Below are 19,269 nucleotides of genomic sequence, written 5' to 3'. Positions count from 1 at the left end.
CTCGGCCACCCGGGCAGCTTAGCCACCCAGGCCGGCGGACCTCAGCACCCCGCACAGCGCCTCGATCGCTCGGTTGAACCCGTGATCGGCGGACGCGGCGAAGCCGACGATGATGCCGTCGGGTGCCGGGACCTCGGGTCCGGCGAGCGGATGCCGCATGAGAGACAGGCCCTGCAATGCGAGACCGGCCTCGCCTGCCCGCTGCAGCACTTCGCGCTCGCTTCCGTCGGGCAGGGTCAGCAGCATGTTCAACCCGGCGGACAGACCGCTGATGCCGACGTCGAAACCGGTCAATGCGTCGACGAGTGTGTCCCGACGGCGCCGGTAGCGTGCCCGCATCCGGCGGATGTGACGGTCGTACTGGCCGCTGGTGATGAACTCTGCCATGGTCAGCTGCGCGATGGCGTCGACGTGGAACTGTTGTCCGCCTGCCGCCTCGATGACCGGGTCCAGGAGCTCCTCGGGCAGCACCATCCAGCCAAGCCGCAACGTCTGCGTCAGGCTCTTGCTGGTTGACCCGAGATATGCGACGCGGTCCGGGCACAACGCCTGAAGGGCGCCGACGGCTTGGCGGTCGAAGCGGAATTCGCCGTCGTAGTCGTCGTCGAACACGAAGCCTTCGGTGCGCTGCGCCCATTCGACGACGGCGGTGCGCCGGGATGGATGCAGCGGCACGCCCAGCGGGTTGTGATGGGCCGGGGTGAGCAGCACGGCCGACGCGTCCACCCGATCGAGGTCGGACACCACCGCACCGCGATCGTCCACCGCGATCGGAAGCGTGCGCACGCCGAGCGCGGCGAGGGCGTCGCGAAAGATGAACAGCCCGTAGGCCTCTACGGCGATCGGGCGGGCGGAACCGAGTGCGCGAGCAAGGAGTTCGACGGCGTGGCGGACGCCGGAACAGATCACGGTCACCTCGGGTGAGGTGCGCACGCCGCGGGCACGAGCGAGGTATTCGGTGAGCGCCTCGCGTAGTTCGGGGCGACCGCGTGGGTCACCCATCCGCAACGCCTCGGTGGGCGCATTGGTCAGAGCGCGACGAGCCGCGGCCAGCCACGCGGCGCGGGGGAACTCCGACACATCCGGCGTGCCGGGCATCAGGTCATGGGTGGGCACCACCCGCACGCCGCGGGGTCTTGCCGGAAGTGCGTTTCCGCTGACGTTGACCACCCAGGTGCCCGCCCCTTGGCGCGATGCGAGCCAACCCTCCGCGACGAGCTCGGCGTAGGCGTCGGCGACGGTGTTGCGGGCCAATCCGAGGTCGGCGGCAAGAGTGCGGGACGGCGGAAGCATGGTGCCGGGGGCGAGCCTGCCGGAGCGTACGGCGTCGCGTAGCGCGGTGAGCAGGAGGTCGCGGGCTCCCCTGGCGCCCGGCGTGATGGTTTCGCGCAGATCCAGGTGGAGGTCACGGGTGCCTAGATTGGCCCACGAATCCATAGTCAGATTGAACCATAAAGATGGGACTTTGATGATTAGCGTTGTTGACATGACGCAAACACTGGAGACACAGACCCGGCTCAAGCTCTACAAGACGACGCCTGAGCTGTACGACGCGATGATGGCGTTGGGCAACGCCGCGAGCAAGGGCATCGATGCCGAACTGGCCGAGCTGATCAAGATTCGGGCGTCGCAGATGAACCACTGCGCGTTCTGCCTCGACATGCATGTTCGGGACGCGCGCAAGCATGGCGTGAACGAGCAGAAGCTCGACGTCCTGGCCGCGTGGGAAGAGGCGGCTGGGTTGTTCACCGAGCGCGAGCAGGCCGCGCTGGCGCTGACCGAGGCCATCACCGATCTCGGCCACGGGCACGTCTCAGACGATGTGTATGCCCGGGCCGCAGCGGTGTTCAGTGATCAAGAGCTCGGTCAGGTCATCGCGATGGCCGTCACTATCAACGCATGGAACCGCATCAATGTGACCGTCCGCTCGCAGCCGCCCCGCCGCTGAATCCGCTTGCCGTAGAAAAGGAGTCGTGATGACCACCACCATCGACAAGGTCAACCGCATCCAACTTGATCGCGTATCGCCAGAGCTCTACCAGGCGATGATCGCGTTGAGCAACGCGGCGGCCAAGGACCTCGATCCGGATCTGGCCGAGCTGATCAAGATTCGGGCGTCGCAGATGAACCACTGCGCGTTCTGCCTCGACATGCACACCGCCGATGCGCGCAAACGCGGGATCAGCGAGCAGAAGATCGCGCTGCTGTCCGCGTGGGAGGAAGCCGGGGAGATCTTCAGCGAGCAGGAGCAGGCCGCGCTTGCCCTGACCGAGGAGATGACAGACCTCACCCACCGCCACGTGTCCGACGAGGTGTATACGCGTGCAGCGGAGGCGTTTTCGGAGCGCGAGCTTGGCCAAGTCATCGCGATGGCATTGACCATCAACGCCTGGAACCGCATCGGGGTGACCACGCGCAAGCCGTTCCCGAAGCGTTAGAAGGGCGGCGGGTCGGCGGCGTAGCGGGCGCGGTTGAGTCCGCGTTCGTATTCGATCCGGTACGCCCGCTCTTGGGTTCGGGTGCGTTTTCGTTTCGGCATCGCCAGCTCGCGATGCGGACTAAGTGGAGGACTGTTCGGAAGCACCAACTTCGCGGTCGGGATCGCCAGCTGCGGGAAGAACCGGGGCCCGGTGGGCGTGGTTGTGTAGGTCCGCCCACGCGGCGAGGTCCACACAACGGCGCCGTCGGGCAGCTGAATCTCGGTCCAGCCGGCGGGTCCGGCGTGAAATGTCTTGAACAGATGATGGATTCGGCAGTATGGCTTGTTATTCGATGGGTGAGTTGGGCCGTATGGGTAGGCCACGGTGTGGTCGATATCGCAGCCCATCGCAGGTTGGTCGCAGCCCGGCCACCGGCACGTCAGATCCCGGCACCCAATGAACCGTGCCAATCCGGCCGACGGTCGGTACTGCGGCTCGGCTGAGAGGTCTTTCGGCGTGGCAACGGGACGCAGTGACGCGTACTTGGCCAACTCCTGCACCGTCGCGGCCGGGATGGCGCCGTAGCCGGGCAGATACCCCGGCTTGTCACTCGTCCCCTGCACGGTGGCGGCTTCCGCGATCACGTTGATGACGATCGCCGGCAGCGGGCGATCCGCCTCGGCGGCCGGGCAATCCGGCGATCCGCACAGACACGGCATGCTGCTCGCGCCGGCGGCCAGCGGGGTGAGCGCGTCGGTGCGGCGCTGGGTCGTGGTGCGCGGATCATCGCCGCACACCGTCGCGGCCAACTGGTCGAGCTTCTGATCGACGGCGGCCGCGTCCGGACCGCGGACTTCACCCCAGATTTCGGCCATCCCGTTCTGCCCGGGCTTCACCACGATGTGGCGGTCCAGATCGCGCTGCTTGGCCACCCGCAGCGCGTCGGGATCAAGTTCGATGACCATCCAGTCGACCAGCTCGGTGATCCTCTCGCGCGAAAGCTTGTTCCACGCCGGCGCCTCGGCCGCCAGCCGTTCGTCGATGGCGGCCAGCGCCGCGGCGTCCTTGATCAGGTCCGTGCGATAGATCGCCGCCGCGATCACCCGAAAGTCGACCTGGCCGGCCACAAACACCTCAGCGAGTTTGGGGAAGCGCTCCAACAACGCGATGCCGTATCCCATCTGCGACGACGCCCGGCTGCGGCTGATTCCGAGTTCGGCGCCGATCTCGGCAGCGATGACCTCCCAGTCGTCCACGCACCAGAAGTTGTGCTCGTCGGTTCCCTGCTCGATGCGGCGCTGCGTGAACCGGCCCACCGCCACCAGCTGACGCGCGAGCGCCGACCGCTCATCGCGCTGGGCCTCACCCATCAAGTCGAGCAGCTCGCCATCAGCCAAACGTTCGAACACATGTTTGATTATCCCGAGATCGCCGACGATCGAGACACCTCAAAGCCCTGCCTGTGGATGAAATCGCGACTGGGGATAACCGGGACCTTTGGCCCTGCTCCAGGGCCCGCTGGCCCTATCGACCGACCCCTGGAACTCATGACGATCGGAGCATGACGTCGTCAATAGACCACCCGGTCGTAGAACTCAACGAGGACGAAAGCTGGAAGCTGTTGTCCGGCAGTGCGCTGGGCAGGCTGGTCACCACTTTCGATGGCCGAGCCGAAATCTTCCCGGTCAATTTCGTCGTGCAGCACCGAACCCTGTTGTTCCGCACCGCCGAAGGCACCAAGCTGCTGAGCGCGATCATGAACAACCAGGTGGTGTTCGAGGCGGATGACCACAACGTCGCCGAGGCGTGGAGCGTCATCGTGCGCGGCACGGCTCGGGTGCTGACGAGCACCTCCGAGATACACGATGCCGAACATGCCGGGCTGTACCCGTGGATCGCCACGGAGAAGCTGCGCTTCGTGCGCATCACCCCGACCGACATCAGCGGCAGGCGGTTCATCTTCGGGCCGGAGCCGGACCACGGCGGCGTCGCCGGCTGACTACACCCAGTACGGCACGCGGGCCCGGTACTGCCGCATCGCGAACGCCGCCAGGACCCATCCGATGATCGTCAGCGCAATCACCACGAGCCAGTGACGTAGCTCCTGGTCGGCCCCGAGCAGCGGAGCCCGCACGATATCGAGATAGTGCAGCAGCGGGTTCAGCTCGATGATCTTGGTGTACGCACCGGCGCCCTGCTGCCGCAGGGTGGCTTCGTTCCAGATGATCGGCGTCATGAAGAACAGCAGCTGCACCAATGAGAACAACAGCGGGCTGATGTCTCGGTAGCGGGTGGCCAGGATGCCGAAGCACAGTGATACCCAGACACAATTCAGCACGATCAGACCCAACGCCGGGATGACCGCGAGGTCGGTCCACTTCCACGGCTTGGGATAAATGATCGCGATGATCACAAAGATGATGATGTTGTGCCCGAACAGGATCATCTGCCGCCACACCAGCCGGTAGACATGCACCGACAGTGGCGTCGGGAGCTGTTTGATCAAACCCTCGTTGGCGACGAACACGTCGGCGCCCTCGAGGATCGAGGCGTTGATCAGGTTCCAGATGATCAGGCCGAGCGTGACATATGGAAGATGCTCGGACAGTTCGAGTTTGAACAGCTTCGAGTACAACAGCCCCATCGCGACAGCGGTTGCGCCGGTAGCGATGGTGATCCAGAACGGCCCAAGCACCGAGCGGCGGTAGCGCTGCTTGATGTCCTGCCAGCCGAGGTGTAGCCACAATTCGCGCTTGGCGAACCCGTCCACCAGGTCGCCCCATGCGCGCGTCATCGTCTTCGATTGGGCGGCAGCGTCGGTGAACGTCATCGGCCGAACCTTTCGCGTCGTCCCATCCGTCGCAACCGAATCCACTCCCTCATCCCCGCCGGATCGCGGCGTGACACCAGGAAGAACCAGCCGAATCGAATCCATTCCTGCGGCAACAACTTTCGCAGACCTGGCTGCGAGAGCAGATAACCGCGGTTGCGGTAGGTGAAGAACCGCTTGGTCTCGTCATCAGGGTATTGGGTGTGCATCCGGCCGCCGAGGATCGGCTTGAACTCGTCGCCGCCCTGCGGATGCAGATACACGGCGTTCAGGCAGGTGCCGAACGGCAATCCGGAGCGAACCAGCCGGCGATGCAGTTCGACTTCGTCCCCGCGCACGAACAGCCGGAGGTCCGGAACGCCGATCGCCTCCAGCGTCGACGCCCGAAACAACGCACCGTTGAACAGCGACGCGATACCCGGCAGCAAATCGGAAGTACCGGTGCGCAATTCGGATACATGACGCCGCCACACCAGCCCACGCCGCAACGGAAATGCCAGCTGCGACGGATCGTCCATGTCGCACACCATCGGCGATACCTCGGCCAGTCCGTGCCTTGAAGCGCAGTCCAGCAGCGTGCCGAGTACCTCCGAATCCTGGGGACGCCCGTCGTCGTCGGCCAGCCACACCCAGTCAGCACCCGAAGCCAGCGCATGCAGCATGCCCAACGCGAAACCGCCTGCGCCGCCGAGGTTTCGGCGCGACCCGAGGTAGGTGGTCGGCACGGGCTGACCGAGAACGATGTCGCGAACACGCGAGTCGTTGTCGTTGTCGACGACTACCAGATGATCCGGGGCGCGGGTCTGCGCCGAAACAGCGTCAAGCGATTTAGCGAGGTCGTCGGGACGCCGATGCGTGACCACCACCGCATATACAGACTCAGTCATCGGCAACCGTTGCCGGCCAATCCGCGCGATGTTCGTCGAGGACCTCGCGCACATGTCGCGCCGCGTCCTCGCCTTCGTAAGCGCGCACGACGTCCTCGATGCTGCCTGTCATCTTGATCGTGCCGTGGTCGATCCACATCGCGGTCTTGCACAGTCGCGCCAGGAACTCGTTGGAATGGCTGGCGAACACCAGGATGCCGGACCGCTCGACGAGGCTCTGCAGCCTCGACTGCGCCTTCTTCAGGAACTCGGCGTCCACCGCGCCGATACCCTCGTCCAACAGCAGGATCTCGGGGTCGATGCTGGTGACTACGCCCATCGCCAAGCGCACCCGCATGCCGGTCGAGTACGTGCGCAGCGGCATCGACAAGTACTCGCCGAGTTCGGTGAACTCCGCGATCTCGTCGACCTTGGCCATCATCTGCTTGCGCGTCTGACCGAGGAACAGCCCGCGGATGATGATGTTCTCGAAGCCGGAGATCTCGGGATCCATGCCAACACCGAGATCGAACACCGGGGCCACCCGGCCTGTCACCGTCGCGACTCCGCGGGTGGGCTCATAGATGCCCGAAAGTAGCCGCAGCAGAGTCGATTTGCCCGCACCGTTGTGCCCGACCAGACCTACCCGGTCGCCGAGCTCGAGCGACATGGTGATATCCCGCAACGCCTCGATGACGACGACGTTGTCGGAGTTGCGTCCGATCGCGCCGCCGGCCTTGCCGAGGAACGCCTTCTTCAACGAGCGCGTCTTGGCGTCGAAGATCGGAAACTCCACCCACGCGTTGTGGGTCGCGATGTGTGGCGTGGAAGCAGACGTCACAGGACCTACAGGTACTGACCGGTCCCGGGGCCGCCGCGCTGTCCGGGTCCCGCCACACCGGGCGGCAACTGCCGCATCTGCTCGAGCTGCTGGCGCGCGGCCATCTGCTGCGCGAACAGCGCGGTCTGGATGCCGTGGAACAAGCCTTCGAGCCAGCCGACCAACTGGGCCTGAGCGATTCGCAGTTCGGCGTCCGACGGGACGCCGTCCTCGGTGAAGGGCAACGTGAGCCGCTCGAGTTCCTCGCGCAGTTCGGGCGCCAGCCCGTCTTCGAGCTCGCGAATGCTGGTGCGGTGGATGTCACGCAGCCGGTTGCGGCTGGCGTCGTCGAGCGGCGCTGCCCGCACCTCTTCGAGAAGCTGCTTGATCATGGTGCCGATCCGCATCACCTTCGCCGGCTGTTCGACGAGATCGGTCAACGACTTGCCGTCGCCGTCATCCTCCCCCGCCGCGGCACGCGCCCCGCCGTTGATGATTTCGATGTTGTCGTCGTCGGTGTTCGTGCTCATTTCCCTCCGCGCCATTCGTAGATGCGGGCCTCGCCGTTGTCGTAGATCTTCTCCCACGACCGCGACCTATCTAGCGACACTAGCCCGTCGGGCATGACGAACCCGCGGACCACCGGTGTGCTCGTCACCACGTAGCGGATGTTCAGCGCCTTGACCGCCTCGGCGACCCGCGGATCTGTGTCGGCGTCGTCGGCGTATGCCCAGAAGATGAAGCGGTGGTAGCCCGGCCCCTGCTGGACGGGGTAGTCGTAGTGCGTCCACAGCGGGTGCAGCCCGGCGACCGCGTACATCCATGCGGTGCCGTCGGTGTTCGCGTCACCGATCAACGTGTCGTGTGCGCCCGGCAGCGTGGCCAGATATGCCCACGCGTCCAAGTCCTTCTGGTCGACGATCACCCTGTCGTACTTCTCCCCGAACAGGAACTGGCCGCGTGGTAGATACGCAACCCCGATGCCGACGCAGACGGCCACGACGATGGCGGCGGTGGCCGCGTACCAGGCACGGGGACTCCCCCGGTCGACGACTCTGCGCAGCCCGGCCACGGCGGCCGACGCCAAAGTGAAGACCGCGAGACCCGCCGCCGCGGTGAGCAGCATCGCCACCACCGCCGACAGGCGGCGCGGGTCGCTGTAGAACAAGTCGGCGAACTTGCCGGTGAGCACGCCGATCGGACCCAACCCGAAGGGCGCGGACGAATGCACGATCGCCACCACCAGCAGGAGCCACACCGCCAGTGGCCACCAGATCCGTCGTATCAGCAGGATGATCCCGCCTATCGCGGCCAGGATGACCAGCACCCATTGAATGGGGAAGTCGTTGAGGTGCCGGGTGTGCTGCACGACCGCGTCGATCAGCCCGCGCTTCTTGCCCTCGTGCGTGATGAACGCGTGTCCGACGATGATCTCGGCCTGCTGCAGCACCCCGAGGAACTGCGGCATGAGCGCCGCCACTGTCGGAATCGCGATGAGCAGCAGGGCGACGAAGTCGGCGATGCGGCCGCGGACGGGACGCCACAGCGCCTCGAACAGCCACCACATGACCACGAAGATCACCGTCACGACGCCGCCGGTGATATGGACGGAGAACACACCGAAGACCGCCAGCACCGCGAGCGGGATGCGGTCGCGGTGCCGCAGCGCGGACACCACCAGCACCATGGTCGGAATCGCGATGCCGTACGCGGCGAGGTTGGGCATCGAGGCGGTGTCGAATTCGACGTAGGGAATCGCGGTGAACGATGCGGACAACGCGGCCGCGGCGGCCGCGGCGCCGGCTGTGCGCCACTCATCGGTTCGCCTGCGCAGCATCTGCCAGGTCAGTGTCGCGGCGCTGACGGGGAACAGCCAGACGGCCGCCGCCACCGAATTCAGCGTGTACGCGGTGGTTGGCGCGGCGCCGGTGAGCTGGCTGAACACCGCCGCGAGTGCGTGGAAGGTCGACGGGTAGTACAGCGCCTCGTGGGTCTCGACGTTGCGCAGCTCGCCCATGTGGGTCGGCGACGCCTGGCCGGTGTCGAGGATGAAGCGAATTGTGTTGGCGTGCCACACCGCATCCCAATTGCTCGGAACGGATTGCCAATGAGGTAGGCCGCGGATGGCGGCGATCGCGATCAGCAAGGCGCCTAGCAGCACGCCAGCCGCGACGAGCAGCGCGGGACCGGGCGAAGCGGCCCGCGCCTCGGCGTCGACGTCACGATAGCGGGCGAGCACCACCCGCAAACCCAGCGCAATTGCGGCCACGAACGCCAGAGCAAACAACGCCGTCCACGCGTTCCACGGGATTCCGAGTGCGCCGAACGGAACGATCGCCAACGCGACAACGCCGTAGGTCAGTGGTGGCCCCAACGCAATGGCGGTCGGCCAAGTTAGCCGACCGACACGTGCGATGATTGCCCCGGGGATCACCAGCAACAACAGCGCAATTAGCACTCCGAACCCCAAGCTCACTGGACTAGTATGGCTGCCCAGGTGACCCGGTCCGAGCACGGCGGTGGCTGTCGAGATGCAGAGCCGGGCATCCACCAAAATCGTGTCGGTTTGTAGATTCACTGACGCTCTAAGGTGGGCTGGCATGGCATACGACGTCGCCCGGGTGCGCGGTTTGCACCCGTCTCTCGGCGATGGTTGGGTGCATTTCGACGCGCAGAACGGCATGCTGCTGCCGGACGCCGTCGCCAGAGCCGTATCCACCGCCTTCCGCGGCTCGATGCCCACCCCGGCGGGGCCGCATCCGTCGGCGCAGCGCAGTGCTGCGGTGCTGACCGCCGCGCGTCAGGCGGTGGCCGACCTGGTCAACGCCGACCCTCGCGGCGTGGTGCTCGGTGCCGATCGCGCGGTCTTGCTGACGTCGCTTGCCGACGCGTCGTCGTCACGCGTGGGGCTCGGCTACGAGATCGTGGTGACCCGGCTCGACGACGAGGCGAACATCGCACCGTGGCTGCGTGCCGCGAATCGCTATGGCGCGAAGGTGAAGTGGGCCGAAGTCGATATCGAGACCGGTGAGTTGCCGACCTGGCAGTGGGAAGGGCTGATCACCCGGCCCACCAGGCTGGTCGCAATCACCTCGGCTTCTTCGACATTGGGCACCGTCACAGAATTGCGCGCGGTGACGAAGCTGGTGCACGACGTCAGCGGCCTGGTGGTGGTCGACCACTCAGCGGCGGCGCCGTACCGTTTGATCGACATCGACGAGATCGACGCTGATGTCGTCGCCCTGAACGCGATGGCCTGGGGTGGTCCGCCGATAGGCGCGCTGGTGTTCCGTGACCCGTCGCTGATCGACTCGTTCTCCTCGGTGTCACTGAACCCGTACGCGACCGGACCGGCGCGGCTGGAATTGGGCGCGCATCAGTTCGGCTTACTCGCCGGCGTGGTGGCCAGCATCGAATACCTGGCATCGCTTGACGAGTCCGCTCACGGGACGCGGCGCGAAAGGCTTTCGGTGTCAATGCAATCGGCGGCGTCATACATGAGCCGGTTGTTCGACTATCTGTTGATATCGCTGCGCTCACTGCCCGCAGTGATGGTGATCGGCCGGCCGGAGGCACGCATCCCGGTGCTGAGCTTCGTGGTCAGCGACGTGCCCGCCGAGCGCGTGGTGCAACGGCTTGCCGACAACGGCATCCTGGCCATCTCCAACGCAAGCTCACGTGTCCTAGATGTCATCGGCGTCAACGACATTGGCGGCGCCGTGACGGTCGGGCTGGCGCATTACACCTCGACGGCAGAGGTCGACCAGCTCGTGCGCACACTGGCGTCGCTTGGCTGAATTGTCGGCTCGGCCGACGAAGGCTAATCGCTAACGCGCAGAAGGATTTTCCCGGCGACTTCGCCTGAGGCCAACAGCTCGTGGGCGGCCCGCGCCTGTTCGATGGGGAACTCCGCGCCGATGATCGGACGCACTTGGCCGTCTTCGATCATCGGCCAGACGTTGGCCACCACCTGAGCGCAGATCTCGCTCTTGCCTGCGGGGCCGTCGACTGGCCGCGAGCGCAGCGCTGTGGCGATCACCCCGGCACGCTTGCCGAGCAGCTTGCCGATGTTGAGCTCGCCCTTGACGCCGCCCTGCATCCCGATGATGACCAACCGGCCGTCGGCGGCCAGCGCGTCGACGTTTCGGTCGAGGTAGGCGGCGCCCATGATGTCGAGGATCACGTCGGCGCCCCCTTCGCCGCGCACCCGTTCGACGAAGTCCTCTTCGCGGTAATTGATGGTGGTCTCGGCGCCGAGCTCGGCGGCCAGGTCGAGCTTGTTCTGCGATCCGGCGGTGACGGCCACCCGTGCGCCGAGCGCGCGTGCCACCTGGATCGCGTGGGTGCCGATGCCGCTGGCCCCGCCGTGGATCAACACCAATTGGCCGGCGGACAGGTGCGCCGTCATCACCAGGTTGGACCACACGGTGCACGCCACCTCGGGTAGGGCGGCGGCGTGATGCAGCGGCACATCGTCGGGAATCGGCATGACCTGCCCGGCGGGGACCGCGACGAACTCCGCGTAACCTCCGCCGGCCAGCAAAGCGCAGACATGTTGCCCGACGGACCATCGGTCGACGCCCTCGCCGACCGCGGAGATGGTCCCGGAGACCTCAAGGCCTAGCGTCTCGCTGGCGCCTGGCGGCGGCGGATAGTTTCCTGCCGCTTGCAACAGATCCGCGCGGTTAACTCCCGCGGCGCTGACCTTGATGACCACCTCGCCGTGTCGAGGAGCGACGTCGGGGCCTTCTTGCCAGGTGAGCTGTTCTTCGGTTTGGGCCACGATCGTGCGCATGCAAGTAACGGTACTAGCCTGCGAAAACCGTAGGGAAATCCCTCCCACAGCAATGCCGAACTGGATTACCATTGCGAAATGGAGGGGATAATTGCCGGGCGTACCGCTAGTGATATGCCTGGCCTAGATATTGCCGAACAGAGGTCGTGGCAAAACTTCCTCGATTCGGCGCTTAGGTTGTACGCGACCCTGAACAGGTCGCTGGTAGACGCACATCATCTGACGCTCAACGATGTGCGGCTGCTCGACATGCTGGACAAGTCCGCGACCGGCTCGGCACGCATGGGGGATCTTGCCGACGGTCTGATGTCATTGCCCAGCCGGGTGACCCGGCAGATCCGTCGGCTCGAGTTGCAGGGCCTGGTGCAACGGGGCGCCAGTCCCGACGACGGCCGTGGGGTGCTGGCGTCCATCACCGACGAAGGCCGCAAGGCCGTGAGTGAGGCGATGCTGACGTACGGCCAGGGGGTGCGGACGCATTTCCTCGGCAGACTCTCACGCCCGCAGATCGCGGCGATGGGGGAGAACTGCCGGCGGATCAGCGTCGGACTCAAGACTGCGACACCACCCGCGAAGCTCGGCCGCGTCTAGGCCGTACTCTTGTCGGCGGTGGCGTGGCAGAGCGGCCTAATGCACTCGCCTTGAAAGCGAGAGACGGCCAAAACCGTCCGGGGGTTCAAATCCCTCCGCCACCGCTGTGTGGCGGGGCTGTTCAGTTCCGTTGGGTGTCACCGGGTCTGGGGCCATCGTCGGCTTTTTGCTGAAATGGGGCCTTGCCCGTGGTGGGATGGGGTATGTCGTCCCCCGAACTGGCGCCCAGCTCGGAATCCGACGAGCTCAGCGACGGTGCACCGCCGTTGGCCGTCGGCGCCTTCCGCTTCTGGTTCGTGGGCCAGCGCTGGGAATGGTCCGACGAAGTGGCATGTATGCACGGCTACGAGCCCGGCACGGTCGTGCCGACGACGGAGCTGCTGCTTTCCCACAAACATCCCGATGATCGCCAGCACGTCCAGGATCTGCTCGACCACTTGCTGCATCACGGCGGGTCGTTCTCCAGTCGGCACCGATTCCTCGATACGTCAGGCGCCGAACACACCGTCATCGTGATGGCGGACCGGATGCTCGACGATCGAGGCGCCGTCGTCGGTACCGACGGCTATTACATCGACCTCACGGACACGTTCGATCAGGCGCGTCGCGACGCCCTCAGCGACACGCTGCCCGAGCTATTCGCAGCCCGTGCGGCGATCGAGCAGGCCAAAGGGGCCCTCATGCTGGTGTATGGCATCGACAGCGACCGAGCCTTCGCGGTGTTGCAATGGCGATCGCAACAAACCAACACCAAGCTGCGAACGCTCGCCGCCCAGGTGGTCGCAGAGCTCGGAACGATCGAGTACGAGCCAACCACGATGCGGCGACAGTTCGATCATCTACTGCTGACGGTGCACGAGCGCGTGCCGCGGCGGTGAGCTTCCGACAAGGGTGTACAACGATGCGCTTTCGATGCGTACGACTCCCAGCTAATGTGACCTTCGGGGGACAAAGCCGAGAACAAGCAGGCGGGGAGCACTGTCAGTATTGAGTAGGACAGGTACCGGTCGTCACGGATTGCACGGGCGTTGACGGTTTTACAGGTAGAGCAGCATGTGCGCGATTCGGCCGTGGTCGTCGCCGTCGCCGGCGATATCGACTCCACGAGTGTTGACGCACTCGCCACGCATCTCGACGCGGCCTTGAAGGCGGCGTCCGAGCTGCCGGGGAGGGTCCTCGTCGTCGATCTCGGAGCGGTCACGTACTTCGGCAGCGCGGGGCTGAACGCGATCGTCGGTTGCTATCAAAACGGGCTGTCCGGCGACGTTGCCGTCCGCGTGGTCGCGAGTACTGCCGAAGTCATCCGCCCCCTGCAGGTGACCCAGCTCGACGAGGTGGTTCCCCCTTATCCGACGGTGCCCGACGCACTGGCCGACATCCGCGATGACGATCGCGAATGACCACTGTTTTCGCCGCAGACGAGGAGATCGGCAGTGACCTCGCAGCGGTGGACTGGACGGCGACGCCGCTAGGGCCGCCGGCCGAATGGCCCCAGAGTCTGCAGACCGCCGTAGACATCCTGCTGTCGTCGCGCTTCGCGATGTGGATGGCTTGGGGCCCGGATCTGACGTTCTTCTGCAACGCTGCGTATCGCCGCGACACCCTCGGCCGGAAGTACCCGTGGGCGCTGGGCAGGCCGGCCAGTGAGGTGTGGGCGGAAATCTGGGACGACATCGGCCCCCGCATCAATCGAGTCCTGGTGACGGGCCAGGCGACATGGGATGCGGCGCTTCTGCTTTTCCTCGAGCGGTCCGGCTATCCCGAGGAGTCGTATCACACGTTCTCCTACAGTCCGCTGCGCGACGACGCCGGCGAGGTGGTCGGCATGCTGTGCGTCGTCAGCGAGGACACGGACCGAGTGATCGCACAGCGGCGCATCGCCACGCTGCGGGACCTCGGCTCCGATCCGAGCGTGGTGCGCACCGAGGAAGAAACTCTGGCGTTCGCCGCCCGCCAACTCAGCGAGAATTCGCGCGACCTACCGTTCACGCTGACCTACCTCTTCGACGAAGACAGCGGGGTTGCACGGCTGGCGGGCTTGAGCGGTATCGCCGCTGACGATCCCGCCGCACCGACGACACTGTCGCCCGACGGACCGCAGGTGTGGCCGCTGGCAGCTCCGGCGCGCGGTGAACCGGTGCTTGTCGATCTTGACGCCGCCCGCTATCCGAACCTGCCCACCGGGGACTGGCATGAGCCGCCGTCGTCCGCGTTCGTGGTGCCGCTGGTGCGTCAAGGCGCTTCACCGAGCGGATTCCTGGTCGCCGCGCTCAACCGCTTTCGCCCACTGGACGCGGGGTATCGCGACTTCGTGACGCTCGTCGCCGGACATATGGCGGCCGGTATCAGTTCCGCCCGCAATTACCAGGCACAGCAGCGCCGCGCCGAGGAACTCGCCGAACTCGATCGCGCCAAGACGACCTTCTTCTCCAACATCAGCCATGAGTTCCGCACGCCGCTGACGTTGATCATGGCTCCCATCGCGGAACTACGCAGCCGACTGTCGGGAGTGGACGAACAGGCGCGCGAGGAACTCGAAGTCGTCCACCGCAACGCGTTGCGGCTTGCCAAGCTGGTCAACACGCTGTTGGACTTTTCGCGCATCGAGGCAGGCCGCTCTCAGGCACGTTATGAGCCCGTCGAGCTCTCGACGGTGACCGCGGAGTTGGCCAGTGTCTTTCGCTCCGCCATCGACCGTGCAGGGTTGGCGTTCACCGTTGATTGCCCCCCGCTGAGGGAAGCCGTCTATGTCGACCGCGATATGTGGGAGAAGGTGGTACTCAATCTGCTGTCCAATGCGCTGAAGTTCACCTTCGACGGCTCGATCACGATCGCCGTGCGCAGGGACGACAATGAGGCGGTTCTCATCGTGTCCGACACCGGGATCGGCGTCTCTGCGGCCGAGATGCCGCGCTTGTTCGAGCGTTTTCACCGGATCGAAACCGCCCGCGCCCGTTCGCACGAGGGCAGCGGCATCGGACTGGCACTGGTCAAGGAGTTGGTCGGGCTGCACGGCGGACGCATCAGCGCGGACAGTGTCGAAGGGCTCGGCACGACCTTCACCGTCCGAATTCCGTTCGGCACCGCCCATCTGGCCGCCGACGACGTGGCCGCATCGACGCGTGACCGGACACCGTCGGGAGTCGCCGAACCCTATGTGACCGAAGCGTTGCGCTGGCTACCCAACGGCGAACCAGCTGTGAGCGGGGCACGGGAGCCGGAGCTCTCACTCGGAGCCTCGTTCGCTGTCTCCGGCGCCCCTGCCAGGGTCGTGATCGCCGACGACAACGCCGACATGCGCGACTACCTTGCGCGCCTGCTGCGCACGACCGGCTATGAGGTGGACACGGTGCCCGACGGCCAGCGGGCACTCGAGGCCGTCCGCGCCTCATTGCCGGACCTTGTTGTCTGCGATGTGATGATGCCGGTCCTCGACGGCCTGGCGTTCGTCGCTGCGCTGCGGGCGGATCCGCGAACGTCCGCGGTGCCGGTGCTGCTGTTGTCGGCGCGAGCCGGCCAGGAGGCCTCGATCGAAGGGTTGCAGGCTGGCGCCGACGACTATCTGGTCAAGCCCTTCGCCGCCGCGGAGCTGCTCGCCCGTGTCCGCGCCAACGTAGAGCTCGCACGGCTGCGCAACCACCATGCGCGCTGGCGTACCGCGTTGGTGGAGTCCTTGCAGGAAGCGTTCTTCGTGTCCGATGAGCGCGGCGCGGTCATCGAACTCAACGCTGCGTTCACCGACATCCTCGGGTACGGGCCCGATGGCTTGCCCTACGAACCCATCCATCCGTGGTGGCCTGACGCCGAGACCGAGCCGCAGGCCCATCGACAGATCGCGGAGGCCTTCAGCACACTGCAGAACCACGGTTCCTTCACTGTTCCAGTCACCCATCGAGACGGACATCGGCTGTGGGTCAATGCGACCTTCAGCCGCACCGACGATCCCGACACCGGGCGCAGTGTCATGGTGGGCACCTTTCGCGACGTCACTGCCGAGCACTACAGCGTGCAGCGGGAAGCGGCGCTGGCCGCGCTCAATCAACAACTGGCCCAAGCCGATACGCTTGATGATGCGGTGCGCGGAGCAGCGGAAGAAATGCGGCGGCTGTGGCGGGCGCGCCGCGTGATAGCGGTCGCCTTCGCCGCCGACGGCACGACGACGACACCAGCCGGGCGGGAGCCGCAGATGGTGTGTGTCGGCGAGCAGACACGGTGGGCCGACCTACCCGCGCGCGTGCAGCACATGGTGGAATCGCTACGCGACGGGGACCTGCTGGCCACAGACTCCACAGAACCGGGCATGGCCGGAATCGCACTGCAGCATCCGAGGGGCGTACTCGTAATGTGCCTGGAGCTGTTCGAACTTCGGCCGTTCACCGCGGAGGATGACACGCTGCTAACGGTGCTCGCCGGCCGCCTGGCCGCCGGCCTTCAGCGCGTCCAGCAGATCGACCTGCAGCGGGAGACCGCCTTGGCGCTGCAGACGGCGATCCTCGGACCGGCCACACTGCCGGGTGGATTCGCAGTGCGCTACCAACCTGCCACCCGGCCGCTGCAGGTCGGTGGGGATTGGTACGACGTCGTCGATCTCGATGACGGCCGTATGGCGTTGATCGTCGGCGACTGTGTGGGCCATGGCTTGTCCGCGGCCACGGTGATGGGTCAGCTACGCAGCGCTTGTCGAGCGCTTCTGCTCGAGCGACCCAATCCCAGTGCCGCGCTGACGAATCTGGACCGCTTCGCCGCTCAACTCCCCGGCGCACGAACCACCACCGCCTTCTGCGCCGTAATCGCCACCGACACAGGCAAGTTGGCCTACGCGAGCGCCGGACATCCACCGCCCGTGCTGGTGCACGCCGACGGCACGGTTGAACTCCTGGAGGGGGGTCGCGGGCTTCCCCTCGGGCTGAGTGATCTCTCGGCGGGCCGGGAACGTTCCGAGGCGCATCAGTCCGTGCCGCCGCGAGCGACCCTGCTGCTGTACACCGACGGCCTGGTTGAACGCCGCGGTGAACCGCTGGACGCCGGGATCGCCCGCGCGGCCGAACTTCTCATCGACAACCGCTCGACGGACCTCGATGAGCTCGCGAGCCGTCTGATGTCCGAACTTGCGCCCGACGGCGGCTATTTCGACGACGTGGCGCTGCTGCTCTATCGGCAACCGGCGCCGCTTCGGCTCACGGTGCCGGCATATCTGGCCGAATTGGCGCCCACTCGTGCTGCGCTGCGCGTTTGGCTGAGCCAGGCCGGCGTGGATCCGGACGAAGCTGTGAACGCGCTGGTCGCAGCGGGCGAGGCGATGGCGAACGCCATCGAGCATGGCCATCGTGACCGTGCAGGGGGCGCTGTCACCCTGAGCGCAACCGCCGTTGCGGACCAGTTGCGCTTGCAGGTGACCGACACCGGTTCGTGGAAGCCCCCCGATCCGATCGCGTCTACTCATCGAGGCCGCGGCATCACGCTCATGCGCGGTCTGATGGACGAGGTGATCATCGACCCCGGACCCGACGGCACCACGGTTCGAATGCGTGCCACGATCAGATGACGAGCGCTCGAGCCAGCGCACGCACGCCCGTGTCGATCTGTGATTCGGTGAGGTTGGCGTAGCCGAGCATCAGGCCAGGAGGGGCCGCATCAGGGTTGGCATAGCACGGTGCCAAGGGCTCCACATGCACGCGCATCTCCGCTGCCCTTCGCACCACGCGGCCGATCGGGAAGCCGACGGGAAACCGCACCGTGAGGTGGACTCCGGCGGCTGCACCGAGCACCGTTGCCTCGGGCAAATACTGAGATAGCGCTTGCAACAAGGCATTTCGCCTCACTAGATATCGCCGACGCATCTGACGCAGGTGGCGATCGTATTCGCCGGAGATCAGCAACTGGGCGAAGGCGATCTGGTCCATCACAGAGCTGCCGGTGTCGGCCAGGCCCTTCGCCAGCGCGACGGCGTCGACCAGATGCGCAGGCAACACCATCCAGCCGATGCGCAGTCCGGGCGCCAGCGTCTTGCTCGTCGAGCCCACGTAGACCACGCGGTCGGGCGCGACGCCTTGCAGCGCGCCGACCGGGGCGCGGTCGTAACGATATTCGGCGTCGTAGTCGTCCTCGACGATGAGGCGACCGCCCCGCGCCCACTCGAGCAGCTCAGTGCGGCGCGTGGCGGGCAGTACGACACCCGTCGGCGATTGATGGGCAGGGGTGGCCAGTACCGCCGTTGCATCACTGTCCGCCAGCGCCGCGACGTTCAAGCCGTCGTCGTCGACGGGAACCGGCACCGGCTCGATGCCGTTGTGCCGCAATACCATCCGATGTAGCCAGAAGCCGGGGTCCTCCATCGCGAACGTATCGTTTTTCAGCACCGATGCCAGCAGGGCGATCGCCTGCGTAGCGCCCGAGCACAGCACGATGTGCTGCGGGTCGGCGAGCACTCCGCGGGTGCGCCGCAGGTAATCCGCGACCGCGATCCGCGCGACCTGCAGTCCCTGCGGTGCGACGTATCCGAACGCGTTCGATTCGATTTCCGCCAGGCCTTGTCGCAGCGCGCGCAGCCACGCGTGTCGGGGAAAGCTGCCGAGATCCGGTGAGCCTGGGGCGAAGTCGATGTCGAATTGCTTCGATGCCTCGCGGGCGTCGCGCTCCGGTGTGCTGGCGGCATCGACCGTCGCCACGCGTGTCCCGGAGCCGTGCCTGCTGAGCAGGAACCCCTCGGCGGTCAGTTGGCTGTACGCGTCGACCACGAGGCGACGTGAGACGCCAAGATCCGCGGCCAGCACCCGGGTCGACGGCAGCCGCGTCGCTGGCGCCAGACGCCCGGTGCGAATGGCGTCACGCAGACCGCTGGCGAGCTGGCGGTGCAGCGGCTCGGCAGCCGCGCGGTCGAGCTCGACCAGCAGCTCCGGACCGGAAGTGGTACCCGAAATTGCCATCGAAGTGGTGCCTATCCTGAG

At 66.0% G+C, this 19,269-nt stretch carries 17 protein-coding genes and 1 tRNA gene; 9 read left to right on the top strand and 9 right to left on the bottom strand.

Translation table 11 applies throughout. The annotated features are described in order from the left end of the window. Positions 1-18: 18 nt before the first annotated feature. Positions 19-1,437 carry a MocR-like pyridoxine biosynthesis transcription factor PdxR gene (gene pdxR, locus ACWW36_RS08015; protein ID WP_456141026.1) on the bottom strand — a complete coding sequence of 473 codons (1,419 nt, stop codon included), beginning with the start codon at positions 1,435-1,437 and terminating at the stop codon, positions 19-21. A gap of 49 nt (positions 1,438-1,486) precedes the next feature. Between pdxR (ACWW36_RS08015) and ACWW36_RS08010 the strand changes: the two genes are divergently transcribed. After that, on the top strand, positions 1,487-1,948 hold the full coding sequence (locus ACWW36_RS08010; RefSeq protein ID WP_456141025.1) for a carboxymuconolactone decarboxylase family protein: 462 nt from the start codon (positions 1,487-1,489) through the stop codon (positions 1,946-1,948). Positions 1,949-1,976: 28 nt separating this feature from the next. Beyond that, complete coding sequence (locus ACWW36_RS08005; RefSeq protein ID WP_456141024.1) at positions 1,977-2,438, top strand: carboxymuconolactone decarboxylase family protein; 462 nt, start codon at positions 1,977-1,979, stop codon at positions 2,436-2,438. Here the strand turns inward: ACWW36_RS08005 and ACWW36_RS08000 are convergent. Beyond that, positions 2,435-3,829: an HNH endonuclease signature motif containing protein gene (locus ACWW36_RS08000; RefSeq protein ID WP_456141023.1), complete on the bottom strand. Its 1,395-nt coding sequence runs from the start codon at positions 3,827-3,829 to the stop codon at positions 2,435-2,437. The genes ACWW36_RS08005 and ACWW36_RS08000 overlap by 4 nt on opposite strands. A 152-nt stretch (positions 3,830-3,981) precedes the next feature. Between ACWW36_RS08000 and ACWW36_RS07995 the strand changes: the two genes are divergently transcribed. Next, positions 3,982-4,419, top strand: a complete 438-nt coding sequence (locus ACWW36_RS07995; protein WP_456141022.1) for a pyridoxamine 5'-phosphate oxidase family protein — start codon at positions 3,982-3,984, stop codon at positions 4,417-4,419. Here the strand turns inward: ACWW36_RS07995 and wzm are convergent, their stop codons facing one another. Genes wzm through ACWW36_RS07970 form a run of 5 tightly spaced genes read right to left on the bottom strand, consistent with a single transcriptional unit; the run spans position 4,420 to position 9,412 of the window. After that, entirely contained in the window at positions 4,420-5,250 is an 831-nt protein-coding gene (gene wzm, locus ACWW36_RS07990; RefSeq protein ID WP_456141021.1) for a galactan export ABC transporter permease subunit Wzm/RfbD, read from the bottom strand. Then, on the bottom strand, positions 5,247-6,137 hold the full coding sequence (gene glfT1, locus ACWW36_RS07985; protein ID WP_456141020.1) for a galactofuranosyltransferase GlfT1: 891 nt from the start codon (positions 6,135-6,137) through the stop codon (positions 5,247-5,249). Before glfT1 ends, wzm begins: the two co-directional genes overlap by 4 nt. Further along, positions 6,130-6,957 (bottom strand): galactan export ABC transporter ATP-binding subunit Wzt/RfbE, encoded by an 828-nt coding sequence (gene wzt / locus ACWW36_RS07980; protein ID WP_456141019.1) that lies wholly within the window; start codon positions 6,955-6,957, stop codon positions 6,130-6,132. The genes glfT1 and wzt overlap by 8 nt, the downstream gene beginning before the upstream one ends. A gap of 5 nt (positions 6,958-6,962) precedes the next feature. Continuing rightward, entirely contained in the window at positions 6,963-7,466 is a 504-nt protein-coding gene (locus ACWW36_RS07975; RefSeq protein ID WP_456141018.1) for a bacterial proteasome activator family protein, read from the bottom strand. Further along, on the bottom strand, positions 7,463-9,412 hold the full coding sequence (locus tag ACWW36_RS07970; RefSeq protein WP_456141017.1) for a DUF6541 family protein: 1,950 nt from the start codon (positions 9,410-9,412) through the stop codon (positions 7,463-7,465). Before ACWW36_RS07970 ends, ACWW36_RS07975 begins: the two co-directional genes overlap by 4 nt. A 124-nt stretch (positions 9,413-9,536) precedes the next feature. Between ACWW36_RS07970 and ACWW36_RS07965 the strand changes: the two genes are divergently transcribed. Next, the gene (locus ACWW36_RS07965) at positions 9,537-10,733 is read left to right on the top strand and encodes a cysteine desulfurase-like protein (RefSeq protein WP_456141016.1); all 1,197 of its coding nucleotides are present in this window, start codon (positions 9,537-9,539) and stop codon (positions 10,731-10,733) included. Between the two features lie 23 nt (positions 10,734-10,756). Here the strand turns inward: ACWW36_RS07965 and ACWW36_RS07960 are convergent, their stop codons facing one another. Next, entirely contained in the window at positions 10,757-11,731 is a 975-nt protein-coding gene (locus ACWW36_RS07960) for an NAD(P)H-quinone oxidoreductase (RefSeq protein ID WP_456141015.1), read from the bottom strand. Between the two features lie 78 nt (positions 11,732-11,809). Here ACWW36_RS07960 and ACWW36_RS07955 point away from each other — a divergent pair, with 78 nt between their 5' ends. From ACWW36_RS07955 to ACWW36_RS07935, 5 genes are all read left to right on the top strand, one after another. Further along, positions 11,810-12,322, top strand: a complete 513-nt coding sequence (locus ACWW36_RS07955) for a MarR family winged helix-turn-helix transcriptional regulator (RefSeq protein WP_456141014.1) — start codon at positions 11,810-11,812, stop codon at positions 12,320-12,322. 17 nt (positions 12,323-12,339) lie between these two features. Further along, positions 12,340-12,426: transfer RNA gene (locus ACWW36_RS07950), tRNA-Ser, on the top strand. 99 nt (positions 12,427-12,525) lie between these two features. Continuing rightward, the gene (locus tag ACWW36_RS07945) at positions 12,526-13,200 is read left to right on the top strand and encodes a PAS and ANTAR domain-containing protein (protein WP_456141013.1); all 675 of its coding nucleotides are present in this window, start codon (positions 12,526-12,528) and stop codon (positions 13,198-13,200) included. Positions 13,201-13,350: 150 nt separating this feature from the next. Then, positions 13,351-13,722 carry an STAS domain-containing protein gene (locus ACWW36_RS07940; protein WP_456141012.1) on the top strand — a complete coding sequence of 124 codons (372 nt, stop codon included), beginning with the start codon at positions 13,351-13,353 and terminating at the stop codon, positions 13,720-13,722. Continuing rightward, positions 13,719-17,867 (top strand): SpoIIE family protein phosphatase, encoded by a 4,149-nt coding sequence (locus ACWW36_RS07935; RefSeq protein WP_456141011.1) that lies wholly within the window; start codon positions 13,719-13,721, stop codon positions 17,865-17,867. The genes ACWW36_RS07940 and ACWW36_RS07935 overlap by 4 nt, the downstream gene beginning before the upstream one ends. On the opposite strand, the gene pdxR (ACWW36_RS07930) is transcribed toward ACWW36_RS07935, so the two are convergent. Continuing rightward, positions 17,860-19,248 carry a MocR-like pyridoxine biosynthesis transcription factor PdxR gene (pdxR, locus tag ACWW36_RS07930; protein WP_456141010.1) on the bottom strand — a complete coding sequence of 463 codons (1,389 nt, stop codon included), beginning with the start codon at positions 19,246-19,248 and terminating at the stop codon, positions 17,860-17,862. The genes ACWW36_RS07935 and pdxR (ACWW36_RS07930) overlap by 8 nt on opposite strands. Between the last annotated feature and the right edge of the window lie 21 nt (positions 19,249-19,269).

The sequence above is a fragment of the Mycobacterium sp. MMS18-G62 genome, assembly GCF_053877835.1.
The sequence above is the reverse complement of the archived record's forward strand: the minus strand, read 5'-3'. Positions and strand labels throughout refer to the sequence as shown.

Bases quoted from the DNA above. Each gene is read 5' to 3' on its own strand.
- ACWW36_RS07995 (WP_456141022.1), top strand. From the start codon at position 3,982: ATGACGTCGTCAATAGACCACCCGGTCGTAGAACTCAACGAGGACGAA.
- ACWW36_RS08010 (WP_456141025.1), top strand. From the start codon at position 1,487: ATGACGCAAACACTGGAGACACAGACCCGGCTCAAGCTCTACAAGACG.
- ACWW36_RS07965 (WP_456141016.1), top strand. From the start codon at position 9,537: ATGGCATACGACGTCGCCCGGGTGCGCGGTTTGCACCCGTCTCTCGGC.
- pdxR (WP_456141026.1), bottom strand. From the start codon at position 1,437: ATGGATTCGTGGGCCAATCTAGGCACCCGTGACCTCCACCTGGATCTG.
- ACWW36_RS07945 (WP_456141013.1), top strand. From the start codon at position 12,526: ATGTCGTCCCCCGAACTGGCGCCCAGCTCGGAATCCGACGAGCTCAGC.
- ACWW36_RS07955 (WP_456141014.1), top strand. From the start codon at position 11,810: ATGGAGGGGATAATTGCCGGGCGTACCGCTAGTGATATGCCTGGCCTA.
- ACWW36_RS07935 (WP_456141011.1), top strand. From the start codon at position 13,719: ATGACCACTGTTTTCGCCGCAGACGAGGAGATCGGCAGTGACCTCGCA.
- pdxR (WP_456141010.1), bottom strand. From the start codon at position 19,248: ATGGCAATTTCGGGTACCACTTCCGGTCCGGAGCTGCTGGTCGAGCTC.
- ACWW36_RS08005 (WP_456141024.1), top strand. From the start codon at position 1,977: ATGACCACCACCATCGACAAGGTCAACCGCATCCAACTTGATCGCGTA.
- glfT1 (WP_456141020.1), bottom strand. From the start codon at position 6,137: ATGACTGAGTCTGTATATGCGGTGGTGGTCACGCATCGGCGTCCCGAC.
- wzm (WP_456141021.1), bottom strand. From the start codon at position 5,250: ATGACGTTCACCGACGCTGCCGCCCAATCGAAGACGATGACGCGCGCA.
- ACWW36_RS07960 (WP_456141015.1), bottom strand. From the start codon at position 11,731: ATGCGCACGATCGTGGCCCAAACCGAAGAACAGCTCACCTGGCAAGAA.
- ACWW36_RS07975 (WP_456141018.1), bottom strand. From the start codon at position 7,466: ATGAGCACGAACACCGACGACGACAACATCGAAATCATCAACGGCGGG.